17 protein-coding genes are annotated in these 19,084 nt (G+C 46.1%); 15 read left to right on the top strand and 2 right to left on the bottom strand.

Annotation, left to right across the window (positions count from 1 at the left end; all coding sequences use genetic code 11):
• Positions 1-590: 590 nt before the first annotated feature.
• Genes speD through IJG50_05840 form a run of 7 tightly spaced genes read left to right on the top strand, consistent with a single transcriptional unit; the run spans position 591 to position 7,709 of the window.
• Complete coding sequence (gene speD, locus IJG50_05870; protein ID MBQ3379375.1) at positions 591-1,361, top strand: adenosylmethionine decarboxylase; 771 nt, start codon at positions 591-593, stop codon at positions 1,359-1,361.
• Between the two features lie 4 nt (positions 1,362-1,365).
• The gene (locus tag IJG50_05865) at positions 1,366-2,811 is read left to right on the top strand and encodes an aminotransferase class I/II-fold pyridoxal phosphate-dependent enzyme (protein MBQ3379374.1); all 1,446 of its coding nucleotides are present in this window, start codon (positions 1,366-1,368) and stop codon (positions 2,809-2,811) included.
• A 1-nt stretch (position 2,812) separates the two neighbouring features.
• Positions 2,813-3,661 carry a polyamine aminopropyltransferase gene (gene speE / locus IJG50_05860; protein MBQ3379373.1) on the top strand — a complete coding sequence of 283 codons (849 nt, stop codon included), beginning with the start codon at positions 2,813-2,815 and terminating at the stop codon, positions 3,659-3,661.
• Complete coding sequence (gene speB / locus IJG50_05855; GenBank protein MBQ3379372.1) at positions 3,654-4,499, top strand: agmatinase; 846 nt, start codon at positions 3,654-3,656, stop codon at positions 4,497-4,499. The genes speE and speB overlap by 8 nt, the downstream gene beginning before the upstream one ends.
• 28 nt (positions 4,500-4,527) lie before the next feature.
• A complete protein-coding gene (locus IJG50_05850; protein MBQ3379371.1) occupies positions 4,528-5,730 on the top strand; it encodes a saccharopine dehydrogenase family protein in 1,203 nt (400 codons plus the stop codon).
• Positions 5,730-6,860 (top strand): carboxynorspermidine decarboxylase, encoded by a 1,131-nt coding sequence (gene nspC / locus IJG50_05845; GenBank protein MBQ3379370.1) that lies wholly within the window; start codon positions 5,730-5,732, stop codon positions 6,858-6,860. The genes IJG50_05850 and nspC overlap by 1 nt, the downstream gene beginning before the upstream one ends.
• 15 nt (positions 6,861-6,875) lie before the next feature.
• A complete protein-coding gene (locus IJG50_05840; protein ID MBQ3379369.1) occupies positions 6,876-7,709 on the top strand; it encodes a deoxyribonuclease IV in 834 nt (277 codons plus the stop codon).
• On the opposite strand, the gene IJG50_05835 is transcribed toward IJG50_05840, so the two are convergent.
• Positions 7,695-8,399 carry a DNA alkylation repair protein gene (locus tag IJG50_05835; protein ID MBQ3379368.1) on the bottom strand — a complete coding sequence of 235 codons (705 nt, stop codon included), beginning with the start codon at positions 8,397-8,399 and terminating at the stop codon, positions 7,695-7,697. The genes IJG50_05840 and IJG50_05835 overlap by 15 nt on opposite strands.
• Before the next feature lie 137 nt (positions 8,400-8,536).
• The gene (locus IJG50_05830) at positions 8,537-9,121 is read right to left on the bottom strand and encodes a C40 family peptidase (protein MBQ3379367.1); all 585 of its coding nucleotides are present in this window, start codon (positions 9,119-9,121) and stop codon (positions 8,537-8,539) included.
• Between the two features lie 480 nt (positions 9,122-9,601).
• On the opposite strand from IJG50_05830, the gene IJG50_05825 reads away from it, so the two are divergent.
• From IJG50_05825 to IJG50_05790, 8 genes are all read left to right on the top strand, one after another.
• Positions 9,602-10,201, top strand: coding sequence for a TIGR04100 family radical SAM protein (locus IJG50_05825; GenBank protein ID MBQ3379366.1), 600 nt, complete (start codon positions 9,602-9,604; stop codon positions 10,199-10,201).
• A 195-nt stretch (positions 10,202-10,396) separates the two neighbouring features.
• On the top strand, positions 10,397-12,484 hold the full coding sequence (gene recJ, locus IJG50_05820; protein ID MBQ3379365.1) for a single-stranded-DNA-specific exonuclease RecJ: 2,088 nt from the start codon (positions 10,397-10,399) through the stop codon (positions 12,482-12,484).
• Complete coding sequence (locus IJG50_05815) at positions 12,477-14,699, top strand: bifunctional (p)ppGpp synthetase/guanosine-3',5'-bis(diphosphate) 3'-pyrophosphohydrolase (protein MBQ3379364.1); 2,223 nt, start codon at positions 12,477-12,479, stop codon at positions 14,697-14,699. Before recJ ends, IJG50_05815 begins: the two co-directional genes overlap by 8 nt.
• Before the next feature lie 14 nt (positions 14,700-14,713).
• A complete protein-coding gene (gene dtd, locus IJG50_05810) occupies positions 14,714-15,163 on the top strand; it encodes a D-tyrosyl-tRNA(Tyr) deacylase (GenBank protein MBQ3379363.1) in 450 nt (149 codons plus the stop codon).
• 27 nt (positions 15,164-15,190) lie between these two features.
• Positions 15,191-15,784, top strand: a complete 594-nt coding sequence (locus IJG50_05805) for an MBL fold metallo-hydrolase (GenBank protein ID MBQ3379362.1) — start codon at positions 15,191-15,193, stop codon at positions 15,782-15,784.
• Positions 15,774-17,252 (top strand): coproporphyrinogen dehydrogenase HemZ, encoded by a 1,479-nt coding sequence (hemZ, locus tag IJG50_05800; protein ID MBQ3379361.1) that lies wholly within the window; start codon positions 15,774-15,776, stop codon positions 17,250-17,252. The genes IJG50_05805 and hemZ overlap by 11 nt, the downstream gene beginning before the upstream one ends.
• Positions 17,253-17,344: 92 nt before the next feature.
• Positions 17,345-17,722 (top strand): hypothetical protein, encoded by a 378-nt coding sequence (locus IJG50_05795; GenBank protein ID MBQ3379360.1) that lies wholly within the window; start codon positions 17,345-17,347, stop codon positions 17,720-17,722.
• 150 nt (positions 17,723-17,872) lie between these two features.
• The gene (locus tag IJG50_05790; GenBank protein MBQ3379359.1) at positions 17,873-19,072 is read left to right on the top strand and encodes a DUF4358 domain-containing protein; all 1,200 of its coding nucleotides are present in this window, start codon (positions 17,873-17,875) and stop codon (positions 19,070-19,072) included.
• Positions 19,073-19,084: the final 12 nt, after the last annotated feature.

Here is a 19,084-nt window from a genome sequence, read left to right as displayed (position 1 = left end):
GTTCACAGAGGGCCAGACCGAGCCGCGCCGAATTTGAGAAAGCCTCGTCGCCTACGGCTCCTCGTCTTTCTCAAATTCGCACATATAACCTTCGTCATATTTTTTCGGGTGAAGTGTCACACATCATTGACGACTCTACATCGCCGCCTATCCCTTTTTATTCAAAACACTTGACAAAAGTATTGAAAATATCTTATTATAATTACAATAAACAGTGTTTTCAAAGGATATAGCGAGAACAACTTTTGACCAGTTTCCCAGTGAAACTCAAGGCCATACGGACAGCCGGGTCAAACTGCCGACGGTGAAGCTTTGGCTTTGCCTTATTGATTGCGTTAAGAGCGCAACTTTTATAAGTTGGCAACTCAATTGCCAGTTGGTTACTTCATAACCAAGTGTACTTTGGTACACGCTTGTGAAACGGTCAATAAGAGTAGTAAAAGTAGTTCTTACTATATAGACTCTGAAGGGATTTTAAAATGCAAAGCCCGAAAACAGCTTTAACGGCTTTGATAATACCTGAAACCGACATTTTACAAGGATGTGCCCAAGCGCTTTGAGCACATCCTTTTTCGTTTTGGAGGTGTAACATGGCTAAAATGAAATTGTACGGATTTAACAATCTTACGAAATCCTTAAGCTTCAACATTTACGATATATGCTATGCAAAAACGGCGCGCGAACAGCAGGATTATATTAAATACATAAACGAGCAGTATAACTCCGAGCGTCTTACGGCTATCTTAAAGCGTCTTACCGAGATGATAGGCGCAACTGTTTTGAATATTTCAAAGCAGGACTATGAGCCGCAGGGAGCAAGCGTTACTTTTCTTATCGCCGAGGAGAGTATGGTAAAAGTGATGAGCGGCGAGACGGTCGTTTCACATCTGGACAAAAGCCATGTTACCGTACATACTTATCCCGAATACCATCCCGAAACGTCTATCGCTACGTTCCGCGTCGATATCGACGTTGCCACCTGCGGGGAGATAACTCCGCTTTCAACGCTCGACTTCCTTATCGGTAGCTTTGACTCCGATATTATCACAATGGATTACCGAGTAAGAGGCTTTACTAGGAGCATTGAAGGCAAAAAGCTTTTTATAGACCATAATATAACCTCAATACAGGATTATATAAACGACGATATACTTCAAAAATATGACGCTGTCGATGTAAACGTCTATCAGTCGAACATATTCCATACGAAAATGCTCATAAAGGACATCGTGCTTCAGAATTATCTTTTTAACTCCGACGTATATGAGATACCGCCGAAGATAAGACTTGATATAACGAACTCTTTAAGACGCGAAATGATAGAAATATTCAGCGGCACCAACGTATATCAGGAGGTGTAGACGTATGGACCAGTCAAGAGCGCCGCTCCTTTCGGCGCTTGAGCATATGCGCCACGACAGGCTCGTTCCGTTCGACGTGCCGGGACATAAGCACGGAAAGGGCAATCCCGAACTTACGGAGTTTTTGGGCGAACAATGCCTTTCGGTCGACGTAAATTCAATGAAGCCGCTTGATAACCTCTGCCACCCCATAAGCGTGATCAAAGAAGCAGAGCAGCTTGCGGCAGAGGCGTTTTCGGCGGCCGCCGCCTTTTTCATGGTGGGCGGAACGACCTCATCAGTGCAGTCTATGATACTGTCGAACGTCAAGGCCGGCGATAAGATAATACTGCCGCGCAACGTTCATCAAAGCGTGATAAACGCGCTCGTATTATGCGGCGCTGTGCCTATTTATATAAATCCGCAGACGAACAGGGATCTGGGCATCGCGCTGGGTATGTCGGTCTCAGATGTTTCGCGCGCCGTAAATGACCACCCGACAGCGAAGGCGATACTTGTAAATAACCCTACGTATTACGGCATATGCTCCGACCTTAAAAGCATAGTTTCTTTAGCGCATTCCCACGGTATGCGCGTACTTGTTGACGAGGCGCACGGCACGCATTTTTATTTCGGAAAAGATATGCCCCTGTCCGCAATGGCCGCAGGGGCCGACATGGCGGCCGTAAGCATGCATAAATCGGGTGGATCGCTTACGCAGAGTTCGCTGCTTTTATGCTCAAAGAACGTGAACGCCGACTACGTAAGAAAGATAATCAATCTTACGCAGACCACCTCCGGCTCATATCTTCTCCTGTCAAGCCTCGATATCTCAAGGCGCAATCTTGCGCTTCGCGGGGAAGAGATATTTGAAAAAGTGAAGCGCTACGCGAATTACGCCCGCGAAGAGATAAACCTTATAGGCGACTATTACGCCTATTCAAAAGAGCTTATAAACGGAGACAGCATTTTCGATTTTGACACGACTAAGCTTTCGATAAATACTCTCGGACTGGGACTTGCCGGCATAGAAGTATACGATATTCTGCGCGACGAGTACGGCATACAGATTGAATTCGGCGATCTAAGCAACATTTTAGCGTATATTTCGGTGGGCGACAAGAACAAGAGCATCGAGCGTCTTATAGGCTCATTGGGCGAGATACAGCGCCTTTATAAGCGTGACAACCGCGATATGCTCGACTCCGAATACATAAGCCCCGTCGTGGTGGCTTCTCCCCAGCAGGCGTTTTACTCCGAAAAGGAGAGTCTGCCGCTTTCAAAATGCGAGGGCAGAGTATGCGCCGAATTTGTAATGTGCTATCCTCCCGGTATACCCATACTTGCGCCCGGCGAGGCCGTGACTCCGAATATAATCGAGTATATAAAATACGCCAAGGACAAGGGCTGTATGATAACGGGACCGGAAAGCATGGACGTAAGCTTTCTTAACGTAGTGAAAGGAGTGTAAAATGGACGACTTATGGTTCAGCGAATACCATACCGATAACGTGCGCTTTTCAATAAAAGTGACGCGCCAGCTTCATCAGGAGAAAAGCGATTATCAGTGGATATCGGTATTCGATTCTAAAGAATTCGGGCGTTTTCTTACTCTCGACGGCATAATGATGCTTACCGAGCGCGACGAGTTTATATATCACGAAATGATAACGCATCCCGCAATGGTGGTGAACCCAAACATAAAAGACGTGCTGATAATAGGCGCCGGAGACGGGGGAGCCATGCGCGAGCTTGTAAAATATAAGACCATTGAGAAAATCGATGTTGTTGAAATAGACGAGCGCGTCGTGGAGGTCTGCAAAGAGTTTCTTCCGAAAACGGCAGTAGGCTTTGACGACCCTCGCGTAAATCTGCTTTTTTTGGACGGTCTTAGATTCGTGCGCCGAACACAGAATAAATACGACCTTATAATCGTTGACTCGACCGACCCGTTCGGCCCCGGCGAGGTGCTCTTTACGAAGGAGTTCTACGGCAACTGCTACCGCGCCCTAAACGATACCGGCATACTTATAAATCAGCACGAGAGCCCGTTCTACCCTAATGACGCCGTGAATATGCAGTCGGCGCACAGGCGCATAAAAAGCGTATTCGACATGAGCTTTGTATATCAGGCGCACATACCGACGTATCCGTCGGGGCATTGGCTCTTCGGATTTGCCTCAAAGAAGTACGATCCCGTGCTCGATATGTTCGCTTCGGAGTGGAACGAGCTTGGCATCGAGACGAAATACTACAACACCGACCTGCATTTCGGCGCGTTCGCGCTGCCGACGTACGTAAAGGAGCTTTTGAATGAATAAGAACGTACAGACCTTTATCGGATGCGACGCGGACTACAACGACGCCGACGCCGTTATTTTCGGCGCGCCCTTCGACGGTACGACGTCGTTTAGGCCCGGAACGCGATTCGGACCGGCCGCCATACGCTCGGAATCGTTCGGCATAGAGACATATTCGCCCTACTGCGACCGCGACCTCTCCGAGGTCAAAGTTTTCGACGGAGGCGACCTCGATCTGCCGTTCGGCAATACACAGCGGGTGCTTAAAATGATAGAGGATCACGCGGACAGGCTGATAGGCGATAAAAAGCGCTTTTTAATGCTTGGAGGCGAGCATCTTGTAACTTTGGGCGCGATGCGCGCGGTGTTTAGAGAGTATCCCGACATACACGTAGTCCACTTCGACGCGCACACCGATCTAAGAGACGAATATATAGGCGAGGAGCTTTCCCACTCTACGGTCATGAAGCACGTGTGGAAGCTGGTGGGAGACGGCAGGCTTCACCAATTTGGCATAAGAAGCGGGGAGAGATACGAATTTGAGTTCGCAAAAAACCATACGAATCTTCACAAATTCGATCTTCAAGGCTTTTCGGACACGGTAGAAAAACTAAAGGGCAAGCCCGTATATTTTTCACTTGACCTAGATGTGCTTGACCCGTCCGCATTTCCCGGCACGGGAACGCCCGAGGCGGGGGGCGTAAGCTTTAAGGAGCTTATGGACGCCCTACTTTTGCTCAATCGACTCAATATCGTGGCATGCGATATAAACGAGCTTTCGCCGCATTACGACCAAAGCGGCATATCTACCGCCGCGGCTTGTAAGATAACGAGAGAGATAATTCTTCAGATGCTTTGATTTTTAACTTTGAAAGGGAGGTACTAAAATGGGAAAATGTATGATCATCGGCTGTGGAGGCGTGGCAAGCGTAGCTATTCATAAATGCTGCCAGAACAGCGAAGTGTTCGAGGAAATAATGATAGCCAGCCGCACTAAGTCTAAGTGCGACGCGCTTAAAAGTAAGCTTTCGGGCACTACGAAAACGAAAATACATACCGCAAAAGTTGACGCAGACAACGTAGACGAGCTCGTCGCGCTGATAAACGAATTCAAGCCCGACGTAGTTTTGAACCTTGCGCTTCCTTATCAGGACCTTACGATAATGGACGCCTGCCTCAAAACGAAAACGCATTATATCGACACGGCCAACTACGAGCCTCTCGATACGGCAAAGTTTGAATACAAGTGGCAGTGGGCGTATATGGATAAGTTCAAGGAAGCGGGCGTCTGCGCCCTTTTGGGAAGCGGATTTGACCCCGGAGTTACGGGCGTATTCTCAGCTTACGCAATGAAGCATCAGTTCGACGAGATAAATTATATAGACATACTCGACTGCAACGGCGGCGACCACGGATACCCGTTCGCTACAAACTTCAATCCCGAGATAAACATACGCGAGGTATCGGCTAACGGAAGCTACTGGGAGGACGGACACTGGGTAGAGACTGCGCCTATGGAAATAAAGCGTGAATACGACTTTAAGGGCGTAGGCAAAAAGGATATGTATCTTTTACACCATGAGGAGCTTGAAAGCCTTGCTCTCAACATTAAGGGCATAAAGCGTATCCGCTTCTTTATGACGTTCGGCCAGAGCTATCTTACGCACTTAAAGTGCCTTGAGAACGTGGGCATGACGTCTATAGAGCCGATAGAATACGAGGGCAAGATGATCGTGCCGCTCCAGTTCTTAAAGGCAGTGCTGCCCGACCCCGCAACGCTCGGCCCGCGCACCGTCGGCAAGACCAACATAGGCTGCATATTCAGGGGCAAAAAAGACGGTAAGGATAAGACTTATTATCTTTACAACATATGCGACCATCAGGAATGCTATAAGGAAGTGGGAAGTCAGGCCATTTCTTACACGACGGGAGTTCCCGCTATGATAGGCGCGATGCTCGTTATGACGGGCAAATGGATGCGTCCCGGCGTATGGAACATAGAGCAGTTCGATCCTGATCCGTTCATGGACGCGCTGAATAAATGGGGACTTCCGTGGGAGGAAGATTTCAACCCCGTATTGGTGGACTGATGAAGGACTCGCTTTTATCGCTTCCCACGCCGTGCTACGTTCTTGACGAGGGAAAGCTTCGACGAAATCTCAAAATACTTAAAGACGTAAAAGAGCAGGCAGGATGCAAGATCCTGCTTGCTCAAAAAGCATTCTCCATGTTTTCCGTATATCCGATCATTGGCGAATATCTTGACGGCACCACGTCAAGCGGTCTTTTCGAAGCGCGCCTCGGGTATGAAAAAATGGGGAAGGAAACGCACGTTTTTTCGGCGGCGTATGATCCGAAGGAATTTCCGGAGATCATAAAAATATGCGGACACATCGTGTTCAATTCTTTTTCCCAGTGGGAAAAATATAAGGATGCGGCCTTAGCTCACAATATAAGCTGCGGCATACGCATAAATCCGGAATGCTCCACTCAGGACCATGCGATATACGACCCCTGCGCGCCCGGCTCAAGGCTGGGAGTTACGCGTTCAAATTTCAGGCCGGACATGCTTTCGGGCGTCGAGGGGCTTCATTTTCACACGCTATGCGAGCAAAACAGCGACGCTTTAATAGAAACGCTTGCGGCGGTGGAGGAAAAGTTCGACGAATTTATACCGCAGATGAAATGGGTGAACTTCGGCGGCGGCCATCATATCACGCGCGACGATTACGACAGGGACGCGCTCATGCGGGCGGTGCGCCGCTTTAAAGAGAAGTATAATGTTCAGGTTTATCTTGAACCGGGCGAGGCAGTCGCGCTGAACGCGGGCTATCTCGTGACCTCCGTTTTGGACGTTGTTCACAACGGCGTAGACATTGCGCTTTTGGACGCTTCCGCCGCGTGTCATATGCCGGACGTTATCGAAATGCCGTACCGTCCGCCGCTTTATGAAAGCGGAAAGGCAGGAGAAAAAGCTCATACATATCGCTTGGCGGGATCTACCTGCCTTGCGGGCGATATAATAGGCGATTATTCGTTCGACGCGCCGCTTAAAGAGGGCGACAGGCTCATATTTGAGGATATGGCCATATACTCGATGGTTAAAAACAATACGTTCAACGGTATGTGTCTCCCGTCTATCGCCATACTCCGCGAAAACGGGGAAACGGAGCTTGTGAAAAGCTTCGGATATGAAGATTTTAAAATGAGGCTCTCTTGAGCTTTGGAGGAAACGATGTTTAAAATAGGATGCCACCTTTCCTCATCGAAAGGATACTATAATATGTATAAGGACGCCGTTTACGTAAACGGCACGACGTTTCAGTTCTTTACAAGAAACCCGCGCGGAGGCGCTGCAAAGGAGATAGATGTAGACGACGTAAAAGAATATCTTGCGGCGGCAAAAGATGCAAATATAGGACCTATCGTAGCTCATGCTCCGTATACCTTAAATGCGTGCGCCGCAGATGAAAAAAAGCGCACGTTCGCGCTTGAAACGTTCAAAGACGACCTTTCGCGCCTTGAATATACTCCGGGCAATTATTACAACTTCCACCCCGGAAGCCACGTCGGGCAGGGAATAGACGCGGGCATATCGTACATAAGCGAACTTTTGAACAAAAGCCTCGCTCCCGATCAGTCAACTACCGTCCTGCTTGAAACAATGGCAGGCAAGGGCAGTGAAGTAGGCTCAAATTTTCAGGAGCTTAAAGAGATAATCGACAGAGTTAAACATAACGAAAAGCTCGGCGTATGTCTTGACACATGCCACGTTTGGGACGCCGGGTACGACATAGCAGGCGACCTTGACGGGGTACTTCACGAGTTCGATGATATAATAGGGCTTGACCGTCTTAAGGCCGTACACCTAAACGACAGCATGAACCCTTTGGGCGCGCATAAAGACAGGCACGCCAAAATAGGCGAGGGGCATTTGGGCATCGAGGCGATAACGCGCATAATCAATCACGAAAAGCTGAAAGGTCTGCCGTTCTGCCTTGAAACTCCGTGCGATATTGACGGATACAAAAGAGAGATCGAGCTTTTACGCGGATTATATAAGGGCTGACTTTCCTTTTCGCTTCATCAAGCGAAGCGCCGCTTTATCCTTATCGCTAACGCGGTATGAATCGAGCATCTTCGAGATCGCCTTGTTATACGTTATATCGTCAAGGCGGTTATTGAGAAGATAAGACGTCGTGATCTCGGGCAGCTTTATATAAAACTCTGAAAGCACCCACGCCGCGCCCATCATGGCGTAGTACGATCTTAAGTCCACGCTGTCCAAGACGTCGAACGCGGGCGCAGCGTATTCCTTTGATACGAATCCGACAAGGATAACTACGAGACCGAAGCGTATTTTGAACTCATCGCCGGAATAGAGATATTCCTGTATGAAGCTCCAAAATTCGCTTTGGTTCTTCTTTATAACGGGGCGAAGCGAACTTGTGAACAAGTCGCAGATGCCCCAGTTGTCGATATGCGGCACAAAATCGGCGATAAGGCTCATGCGCTCCTCATGCGGCATTTTCGCATAACTTATAACTAGGGCGCGTATTGCCGTCTCCTCATATGTGCCGTATTGGGGATCTCCCAAAAAGCTTTTGTAATCTCCTTTGCTTATTTCCTTTGCCATTCGTTTAAGCAGGGGAGTCTTAACGCCCATTATCTCGGCTTTTGTGCTTATGAGCTTTTTTGAAAATTCGGCCGTAGATCTGTCGGCCAGAGAGATAAGCTCGCGTTTTATTTCGCCGTTCATTCTTTTCACCCCTTTTACAACTATAAGAAAATTGGACAGGTACTGCAAAACCTGTCCAATTATTTTTGATACTGCTTAGATACTACATAGCCAAATACTGTACATCTATAGGCTTTTTACTTTGCTTGGGTGTAGCTTTAAGATAAAAGCCTTTTTGATGTAACATAATTTTCTATATAATATTTAGTATTAAGGTCACCATATCTGATGACGTCACCGGTATACGTGGCATGTATGAATTTATTGTCACCGACATATATGCCGACGTGTCCGATGGGTTTTGAATATCCCGGAAGCTTAAAGAAAATAAGATCGCCGGGACGCAAGTCTGTCTTTTCTACCGTGATAGAAAGCGACTCGCACTGTTCGGTCGCGGTACGCGGTAATTTATATCCAAATTCAGAATAAACATACTGTACGAGACCCGAACAGTCAAATCCTTCAGGAGATGTGCCGCCTGATACATAAGGCACACCTAAGAAAGTTGCTGCGAATTCGCAGATTTTTTCTCCCTGGGTAATATCTTTGCTGTTGATCGAAGCTAATGAAGACGATACCTCTTCTTGAGTAAAAAGCTCGGGGGCGTCTTTCGCTTCCTGTCCGTAATCGTAATGCTTACCGTAGGTCTCTATATCATACGTACGAAGCGAAAGATAATCGCTGGAAACATATCCTACCTTACCGTTATATGTAACGTCATACCAATGTCCGTCAGGAGTCATTGCATTAACGCTTATAACAGTGGCGTCCGGTATAACTGATATTTTTTCACTATCCAAAGAGGCGGAAGACCTCATATTAAGTCCGCCGTTAGCGATAACGACGCCATATCCCCAATCACCTGCAAAGGCCGCTGTTGCACCAAGGGAGATCACAATGATTGCAGAGATAATGATGTACTTTATTATATTGTTCTTTATTTTTTGCTTTCGCATATACACCTCTTTCCTCAAAAATTTTCCCAAGCCAGTAAAAGTTATATGAGAAGTTTAGCATAAAAAAGCGATATTGTCAAGTTTACAGGCATGACACGCCTTTTTGACTCCCGCTTCATACAGATATAGTTATCTTTCACGTTGACATAATGAGCCGGTGCGTAGTATAATCAATTTGCTGACAGAGAGCATCTTTTTAAGCAAAGCAAATATCAAATTACAATATAATAACTTCATAAAACAATGGTGGCTTAAATGAAAAGATCTATGACGATAACATACGAGGTGGAAGATAAGCTTTATCTCAATATTACTAACCGCTGTCCCTGCAGCTGCGTTTTCTGCATACGCCAAAACGGCGACGGCGCGTACGGCTCCGACCCCTTATGGCTTGAACACGAGCCTTCGATAGAGGAGATCGCCACATCATTGAACGAACGCGAGCTTGACAAGTATACGCAGATAGTATTCTGCGGCTACGGCGAGCCTACCGAGCGTCCCGAGATCCTGTGCGAAACGGCAAAGCTTATCAAATCGCGCTCCAAAACGCCTATACGTTTAAATACGAACGGCCTTTCGCATCTTATACACGGCCGCGATATAGTGCCTGATATCTCGGGGCTTATAGATATCGTTTCAATAAGCCTCAACGCACCGAACGCCCAAGATTATACGAAAGTCACGCGGCCGAAATTCGGTGAAAAATCATTTGACGCCATGTGCTCATTTGCCGTACGCTGCAAGAACGCGGGGATAGACACTATGTTCACCGTAGTAGATATTATCCCGAAAGAACAAATAGAACAGTCAAAGGAGCTTTCAAGAAAGCTCGGCATTCCTTTGCGCATACGCGAAATTGTTAAATGAACCTTTTTGCCTTTTTTCATAAGCCCCTTAAGACAGCTGAGCCCCGCTTTTTGCTGTCTTTTTGGTTTTACACGTAAAAAAGCATATTATATATCGATATTTTCGATAATTTGTATTGTCATAAGCCACAATATACAGTATAATAATATATTGTTGCTTTAATATAAGGTATAATAAATTTATGTTGGTGAGTATATGAAAAACGATTCATGGCAATGTTTGTTCGACAGAAGAACAGAAAATACAGACGCGCTTTCGTCGCTTTCTCAAAACGAGCTTGTAAAGATACTGCTTATAAACAGAGGAATAACTAACGCAGATGAGGCGCACTCTTTCATAGATGCAGGCGAGGATCTTTGGAACGATCCGTTTCTCTTAAAGGATATGGACGCAGCATGCGCACGCATTCTTAAAGCAATTTCGGCGCATGAAAAGATAGCGGTCTACGGAGATTACGACGTAGACGGCGTTACCTCCACGGCAGTACTTATAAATTATCTTACCGATCTCGGTATAGAGACAGAGTATTACATACCTCAGCGATGCGACGAGGGCTACGGTCTTAATTCATGCGCTATAAAAGCGCTTTACGATTCGGGCGCCACGCTGCTAATTACCGTGGATTCCGGTATAACGGGGTTTGAAGAAGTAAAATATGCAAATTCGATAGGTCTTGACATAATTATAACCGACCATCATGAGTGCTCGTCTGAGATACCCGACGCCCTTGCAGTCATAAACCCCAAACGCCCCGACTGTCCTTATCCGTTTAAAAACTTAGCCGGAGTAGGCGTTGTATTTAAGCTCATATGCGCGCTTTCGGGAAAAGATAAGATGAAGGACATGTTCTGTCGCTACTGTGAGCTTGTAGCTATAGGCACCATAGCCGACGTAATGCCGCTTTCGGGCGAAAACAGACTTATCGCAAAAGAGGGGCTTAAGCACCTTCAGAGCACCGACAATCTGGGACTCCGTTCGCTTATCAGTATGGCGGGGCTTGAGTCAAAGCCGATAAACGCCGTTTTGGTTAGTTTTGTGCTTGCTCCGAGAATAAATGCGGCGGGACGTGTGGGAAACGCCAATCTGGCGGTAGAGCTTTTTGTGACGAAGGATAAAAAGACGGCGGAAGACATATCCGACGAGCTGATACAGAAGAATAAACTGCGCCAGGAGACCGAGGCCGAGATCCTAAGACAGGTAAATAAAGAGCTTGAACGCCTTAACCCTCAAAAGAGCGAGCCTGAGATAATCGTATTGGAAAACGAAGCATGGCATCAGGGCGTTATAGGCGTCGTTGCTTCAAAAATATGCGAACGATACGGCTGCCCCACAATACTTATTTCCTCACAGGAAGAACCCGGCAAAGGCAGCGGGCGCAGCATAGGCAATTTTAATCTCTTTCGCGCTCTTGAAAAAACAAGCTCATATCTTGAAAAATACGGCGGACATGAGCTTGCGGCGGGTCTCAGTATAAAAAAAGAGAACATACCTGCTTTCAGGAAAGAGATAAACCGCTTAAGCCGCGATGAGCTGGCTTCCATAGAAATGCCCGCGCTTACGGCCGACTGCGAATTGTATCCGTATGAAATTACGATAGACACGATAAACTCGCTCTCCGTTTTAGAGCCTTACGGAACAGGCAATCCGACTCCCGTTTTCATAATGAAGAACGTGCTTATTTGGGATGTTGTTCCCATATCGGGCAACAAGCATGTGAGACTTAGTTTCCAGCTTGAGCGCGACAAATTTGTTTCAGCGTTTTTCTTTAATAAGACAGAGGATGAGCTTGGCGTTATTTCGGGTGACCGCGTAGACATAGTGTTTACTGCAAATATCCATACGTACAGAGGTCGTGATTCGGTGCAGTTTATAATAAAGGCTATGGAGCTTTCGGGCAAATACGGCGTAAATATGCATACTTGCCATGAAATATATTTAAAACACAAAGACAGCCTTGCCCTGAGAAAAGATGAGCTTGAAACAATAATTCCCGTTAGAGACGATTTTGTGGCTACCTACAGATATCTTTGTGCAAAGGCGCAGCGCGGTATAAACGAGTTTTCGATATCAAAGCTCTCAAGAGAGGTTTCATGGCATTCAAAGCGTGAAGTGAATCACGCCAAAATGATGGTTTGCCTTGAGGTCATGCAGGAAAACTCACTTATCAATTTCCGGTATTTTGATAAAACGATAACCGTATTTATAAACAAGAGCGCACCGAAGATCGATTTGAACGACTCCAAGATTCTTAATAAACTCAAAGAGGATTACGCAAATGCTTAAAACGGAAACTCCTTCCATCTCTTCTGAAGCTAACGAGATTCAAGAAGAATTCGATCTGCTCATAAAGCAGATCAAAAAATATAATAAAAATGCCGACTTTGACAAAATAACGCGGGCATATGAGCTTGCCTGTGAAGCGCATAAGCTTCAAAAGCGTGTTGCCGGCGGTCCGTATGTTATCCACCCGCTTAAAGTGGCGCATATTTTATCGGATATGTCGCTTGATTCCGATTCCATCACGGCGGCTCTTCTTCATGACGTTGTTGAGGACACCGACGTCACGCTTGACGACATAAAATCAAAATTCGGCAAAGATGTGGCTGACCTTGTAGACGGCGTAACAAAATTAGGACGCATACCTTATTCGTCAAAAGAGGAGCAGCAGATAGAAAACCTGCGCAAGATGTTTCTCGCTATGGCCAAGGACATCCGCGTACTGCTGATAAAGCTTGCAGACAGGCTTCACAATATGCGCACGATATCATCCATGCCCGAAGAAAAGCAGCGTCAAAAGGCGCTAGAGACGATAGAGGTATATTCTCCTTTGGCGCACCGTCTCGGTATCCAGAAGATAAAAACGGAGCTTGAGGATATTTCGATAAAGATACTCGACCCCATTGCCTGCAAGGAGATCGAAGACAATATCGCAAAAAAAATGGTCCAAAACGAGGCCTTTTTATCGAGCATCGAGGAGAGCGTAAAAAAGCGTCTCGACGAAGCGGGATTAAAGCACACCATATCAAGCCGCGCAAAGCACATATACAGCATTTACCGCAAAATGTATACCCAGAACCGCAGCTTTGACGAAATATACGATCTTTTTGCAATACGCATAATCGTTGACGAGACGGTCGATTGCTATAACGTGCTTGGCATAATGCACGATATGTATAAGCCGATACCGCGCCGTTTTAAGGACTATATTTCCACGCCTAAGCCGAATATGTATCAGTCGCTGCACACGACCGTAATAGGCAAGGCCGGAGTCGCGTTTGAAGTGCAGATACGCACGAAAGAAATGGACGAAGTAGCTGAAATGGGTATAGCGGCCCATTGGAAATACAAGCAAAATATAACAGACAAGAAGGCAGGCGAAAACCTTATATGGGTGCGTCAGCTTTTGGAAATACAAAAGGAGTCGGAAGATCCCGACGACCTCATGCGAGCGCTGAAAATAGATATGTTCGCAGACGAAGTATTCGTATTCACTCCGGCGGGCGACGTATTGAACCTGCCTCAGGGCTCCACCATAATCGACTTTGCATATGCGATACATTCCGGCGTTGGCAACAACATGAGCGGCGGCAAGGTCAACGGGCGAATAGTCCCCATTGATTCTGTTCTTCACAACGGCGATATCGTTGAAATAATCCGCTCGTCTTCATCTCACGGCCCGTCGCTCGATTGGCTCAAAATGTGCAAAACGAGCGGCGCAAGGAACAAGATACGCCAATGGTTCAAAAAAGAAAAGCGCGACGAGAACATAACTCGCGGTAAGAACGAATTTGAAAAAGAAATAAAGCGAAACGGGCTCTCCCTGAACGATGTGCTAAAAGATGAAATACGCGTTCCGCTTCTTAACAGGTTCTCCGCAAAATCAATTGAAGATCTTTACGCGGGCATTGGATACGGCGGATTTTCGCTCAACAAGGTCATCTTAAAAGTATTGAGCGAAGTTGACAAGCAGAAAAAGCAGCAGGAACCCGAGCCCCCCGCTGAACTCACCGCTCCCGAAACGGCCGAAACACATCATACAAAGAATTATAAAGGAATACTTGTAGAGGGCATGGACAACTGCCTTATAAAGCTTGCGCACTGCTGCAATCCGCTTCCCGGCGATGAGGTCGTAGGATTTATTACAAGAGGCTTCGGCGTATCCGTCCATAAAAAGAATTGCGTAAACGTAGTAAACAACACCGAACGCGATTCAAATCAGCGCTGGGTAAAAGTAAGCTGGACGCAGACGAGCGAAACTCTGTTTACCTCAACGCTTCAAATAGTGTCGCGCGACAGGCTCAATATAGTTGCCGACGTAATAAATCTGTTTTCAACCATGAAAATAAAAACAAGCAGTATAAACGCGCGCGAAACGAAAGACGGCTTTACGCTTATCAACGTATCCATCGAGATCAAATCGCTCGCTCAGCTTGAATTTGTAATGAACAAGCTGTCCCGTATCCAGGGAGTTATTGACGTTGTAAGAGGTATGCAGTAAAAGGCGGTGTATTTATGAGAGCGCTTATTCAAAGAGTCACTTCCTCAAGCGTTTCTGTGAGCGGCGAAACCATAGGAGAGATATCACAGGGTCTTAATATTCTTCTGGGCGTTTTTGCCAACGACACTGAAGACGATCTTAAGTATCTTTTAAAGAAAATACCCTCACTGCGCATATTCTCCGATGAAAACGGCAAGATGAACCTTTCTGTACTGGATATACACGGCGAAGCGCTTATAATATCGCAGTTTACTCTTTGTGCAGACACGAAAAAGGGCAATCGCCCAAGCTATATAAACGCCGCTTTGCCCGAATTTGCCGAAGACATGTACAACAGGTTCATCGAGGGCATGAAAAACAGCGGCGTCTCAAAGGTCGAACACGGTAAATTCGGCGCGGACATGAAAGTCAATATCATAAACGACGGTCCCGTTACTGTTTTATTGGATTCAAAAAATAAATAGTTTTCAACAAAGAAAGGCGGAATTTGTATGTTGAAGGGCATGAGTATAACTGTTGGCCCGCTTGAGACTAATTGTTATCTCGTATACGACGAAGAGGACAGCGTATGCGTTATAATAGATCCGGGCGAAGAGGCGCTTACAATATTGGATGTAATTCGCACATTGAAGCTTGATGCGCAGGCGATCTTTCTTACGCATACTCATTTTGATCATATAGGCGCAGTCAGAATGATACAGGACTCGCTCAATATTCCCATATATGTAAATCAGAATGAAACGAATATAAAGAAAACATGGAAAGACGTTCACTTTGTAAATGACGGCGACACTTTGACAATTGGAAAGCTCACCTATGAGTTTTTGCTTACGCCCGGTCATTCACAGGGGTCTATGTGCATAAAAGCCGAGTCAACAATATTCAGCGGCGATACGCTTTTCCTTGAAAACTGCGGCAGATGCGACCTTCCCGGAGGAGATTATAAAGAGATGCTTCGTTCGCTGAAACGCATAAGCCTTATCTCCGGAAATTATGCCGTCTTTCCAGGGCACGGTCCGAAAACAACGCTGAATTACGAGCGAATGAACAACCCATATATGCGAGAGAGCCGATATGCAAATTAAAACGGAGGGACACGAGGAATCGTACAGTGTTTACACTGTTTTAAAAAGCTTTTTCTGGTTTGAAAAAGTCTCGGAAAAGCCCTCATGCGACGACGGCGATACAGCGTTCAGCAAGCAATATGTTAAAGACGGTGTATTATATATCGATACGGTGATAACTTACCGCGGCAATTCTTACAATGGCCGTGCCTGCTTAAAAGCGGATAATATGCCGGCAGACGAGCTGTCTTACAAGCGAAAGCAAAAAGACTTGATAAAAAGATCGGCCTATGATGCGTCTGCCCAAGCTTTGGGACACGGTCTAAAATGGGGAATACTTACGGGGATACGTCCCGCAAAGCTTGCGAGGGATCTAAGGAAAGCAAATTCTTTAGAAAAAGCTCATGATATTCTTGTAAATGATTATTGCTTGTCAGATGAAAAAAGCAGCCTCATTCTCGGAATATCAGACGTACAGAACAGTATAATAAACGAGATCTCACATAATGATGTTTCGCTGTATATATCCATACCGTTCTGCGTAAGCCGATGCAGCTACTGCAGCTTTGTCTCTCACTCGATAGAAAAAGCCGGCCATCTTGTGCCTCAGTATGTTTCGCTGCTCATACGCGAGCTTAGAGAGCTTTCAGAGCTTATTTCCTCGCTTTCTATCAACATAAAGTCTATTTATATAGGCGGCGGCACGCCGACGTCGCTTTCCGAGAGCGAGCTTTTAAGGCTTCTTTTATGTATAAACGAGTGCTTTGATCTTTCAAAGGTCGCCGAATATACTTTGGAAGCGGGCAGAGCCGATACGATAACGCCTAAAAAGCTTGCCGACGCCAAACGCTTGGGCGTTACGCGCGTAAGCGTAAATCCTCAAACTACGAACGACGACATACTTATGAGTCTGGGCAGGCGTCATACACGCGACGACTTTTTTAAGGCATACAGGCTTTCGGAAGACGCCGGTTTCGATATTATAAATACAGATGTAATTGCCGGACTGCCAGGCGAATCGCTTGACAGCTTCAAACGAACGATAGACGATATTCTCACGCTTTCTCCCGCAAACGTGACCGTGCATACCTTGAGCGTTAAGCGCGCATCAACTCTCAACTACGATCATGTTGACATAACGCGCGAGTTCGATCTTGTCAGCAGTATGCTCTCTTATGCATCCGAGCGTCTTTTCGATTCGGGATACTCGCCGTATTATCTGTATCGTCAAAAATCAACGCTCGGCAATCTTGAAAATGTGGGATATGCGCGTGCTGGCGCCGAATGCCTTTACAACATATACATGATGGAGGAGGTAATGCCGGTGCTGGGAGCGGGCGCAGGAGCCGTGTGCAAGATGCTCTGCGGCGGAGGAAAGATAGAGCGTATTTTCAACTACAAATACCCATACGAATACATAAATGATTTTTCAAAGGTCGCGCGCAATCATTTGAAGCTTAAAGAAATGCTTTCTCAAAATTCAAAATAATTGTTGTGGACTTTTTTAGAGTTCTTTCGTATAATAAAAATAAAAGTATACTGTAAATTATTATATTTTATACATGAAGAAAGGTGAATGTTATGAGCGACTTAAAAAGCAGCGGTTTGTTCAACCAGTTCGTAAAGGCGGCGCGCTCGACGACTACTACTGTAACTAAAAAGACGGGCGAATTTGTTGAGACCACAAAAATAAAAGTGGCAATAGCAGACTGCGAAAATGAGATAGACTCCCTCTATATCGATATCGGCAAGCTCGTATATAAGGCTTTCTCCGAAAACACGGAGCCTTCGGAAACCATAAACGAAAAATGCGCCCTTATTTCCGAAAAGATCGCAAACAGGGAAGAGCTTAAAGCAAAGCTGGCCGCCGCAAAGGACAGTGTTATCTGCGAAACGTGCGGCGCGGGCAATCCTGCCGGAAGCCAGTTCTGCTCAAGCTGCGGCGCAAAACTGCAATAAACAACAAATATGCGGGGTAAGCCAATCGATTTTTCGGTAGGCTTACCGTTTTTATTGTTATTATAATAAGTTTTATTCGACAAACGCTCTTTAATATGATAATATTATAAAGTAGTTGTTTTTTTGAAACATCCTGCTCGAGAGGTAAGAATGAAACGCTTTGTTTTTGCGCTCATATGCTTAGTTGCGGTAATGACCGCTGCGTCATGCAAAAGCGAAACTGCTGCCGACATCGCTGCTTTGGATGCAGCCAAAACAGTGCTTGAAAGCCAGCCCGACGTTTCGCTTTATACACAAACGCTTTCCGCCTTCGACGGCGTATATGACTACGCCGAAAATGTATACGGCGTTGACAAGACAATGTTTTCCGACGCCGCAGTCATACATGCAGAGGGCATGGACCCTCATGAAATAGCCGTATTCCGGGAAGATCATTCTCGCGGCGGCGAGGACAGATATGAGATTTCCTGCTTGCTTTTGGAATACTTGAAAAGACGCACTAACGATTTTTCGGGATATGCTCCTGCGGCTGCGGCAACAGTCGCTCGCGCGGAAGTTGTGACCTCTGATGACGGATATGTGCTTCTTTTGATATGCGATGACGTCGATGCGGCGAAGGCGGCTTTTAACAACGCTGTGAAAGCGTCTCTTGAAGCTGCGTCTTATGATAAAGAGAACGAGGGATCCGACGAACCTCTGCTTGATGAAAACGGATACGTAGTATTTAACGATTCCGAATTAAATGAATTGCCGATATATGATACGTCGGATATACTAAAGGCATACTTCAGCGGCGACGAGTCTTCGCTGTCAACAAAAGACAAGGCGATATTAAAAGCCGCAAAGGAGATCATATCCGCCATAATAACCGAAGATATGAGCGATTATGAAAAGGAGCACGCCGTTCACGATTACATTGTAACTCATACTTATTATGACGAGGACGCAATAACCGCGGCGGGCGATCCTGACAGTGCAAACCCGTATGGTCTGCTTATAAAAGGCAAAGCCACTTGTATGGGATATGCTTCGTCGTTTTCACTGTTTATGGATATGCTCGGTATAGAAAACGCCATTGTTTTGGGCGCGCACGAATATTCGACAGAGGAGCATGCGTGGAACATGGTTCGTCTTGAGAGCGATTGGTACTGCGTTGATGTAACGTGGGACGATCCCATAGGCGCACACATAACCGAAGAGAATATACATGACGACACATTCGTTATGAATATGGCTCACAGATACTTTAATGTTACGAGTGAATATATGCGCGACACGGATCACCAGTGGGATTATTACGGCGTTCCGGAAGCAGACGGCACGAAGTTCGCGTTTGATGAGTTTAATTAACTTAATTATATA

The organism is Clostridia bacterium, assembly GCA_017405765.1.
In the GTDB taxonomy this organism is placed as follows: Bacteria; Bacillota; Clostridia; order Oscillospirales; family RGIG577; genus RGIG577.
Note: the sequence above shows the minus strand (reverse complement) of the source record. Positions and strands in the feature narration are given on the sequence as shown.

Excerpts from the sequence above, each read along its gene's own strand:
- speD (MBQ3379375.1), top strand. The coding sequence starts at position 591 with ATGGCTAAAATGAAATTGTACGGATTTAACAATCTTACGAAATCCTTA.
- IJG50_05865 (MBQ3379374.1), top strand. The coding sequence starts at position 1,366 with ATGGACCAGTCAAGAGCGCCGCTCCTTTCGGCGCTTGAGCATATGCGC.
- speE (MBQ3379373.1), top strand. The coding sequence starts at position 2,813 with ATGGACGACTTATGGTTCAGCGAATACCATACCGATAACGTGCGCTTT.
- speB (MBQ3379372.1), top strand. The coding sequence starts at position 3,654 with ATGAATAAGAACGTACAGACCTTTATCGGATGCGACGCGGACTACAAC.
- IJG50_05850 (MBQ3379371.1), top strand. The coding sequence starts at position 4,528 with ATGGGAAAATGTATGATCATCGGCTGTGGAGGCGTGGCAAGCGTAGCT.
- nspC (MBQ3379370.1), top strand. The coding sequence starts at position 5,730 with ATGAAGGACTCGCTTTTATCGCTTCCCACGCCGTGCTACGTTCTTGAC.
- IJG50_05840 (MBQ3379369.1), top strand. The coding sequence starts at position 6,876 with ATGTTTAAAATAGGATGCCACCTTTCCTCATCGAAAGGATACTATAAT.
- IJG50_05835 (MBQ3379368.1), bottom strand. The coding sequence starts at position 8,399 with ATGAACGGCGAAATAAAACGCGAGCTTATCTCTCTGGCCGACAGATCT.
- IJG50_05830 (MBQ3379367.1), bottom strand. The coding sequence starts at position 9,121 with ATGACTCCTGACGGACATTGGTATGACGTTACATATAACGGTAAGGTA.
- IJG50_05825 (MBQ3379366.1), top strand. The coding sequence starts at position 9,602 with ATGACGATAACATACGAGGTGGAAGATAAGCTTTATCTCAATATTACT.
- recJ (MBQ3379365.1), top strand. The coding sequence starts at position 10,397 with ATGAAAAACGATTCATGGCAATGTTTGTTCGACAGAAGAACAGAAAAT.
- IJG50_05815 (MBQ3379364.1), top strand. The coding sequence starts at position 12,477 with ATGCTTAAAACGGAAACTCCTTCCATCTCTTCTGAAGCTAACGAGATT.
- dtd (MBQ3379363.1), top strand. The coding sequence starts at position 14,714 with ATGAGAGCGCTTATTCAAAGAGTCACTTCCTCAAGCGTTTCTGTGAGC.
- IJG50_05805 (MBQ3379362.1), top strand. The coding sequence starts at position 15,191 with ATGTTGAAGGGCATGAGTATAACTGTTGGCCCGCTTGAGACTAATTGT.
- hemZ (MBQ3379361.1), top strand. The coding sequence starts at position 15,774 with ATGCAAATTAAAACGGAGGGACACGAGGAATCGTACAGTGTTTACACT.
- IJG50_05795 (MBQ3379360.1), top strand. The coding sequence starts at position 17,345 with ATGAGCGACTTAAAAAGCAGCGGTTTGTTCAACCAGTTCGTAAAGGCG.
- IJG50_05790 (MBQ3379359.1), top strand. The coding sequence starts at position 17,873 with ATGAAACGCTTTGTTTTTGCGCTCATATGCTTAGTTGCGGTAATGACC.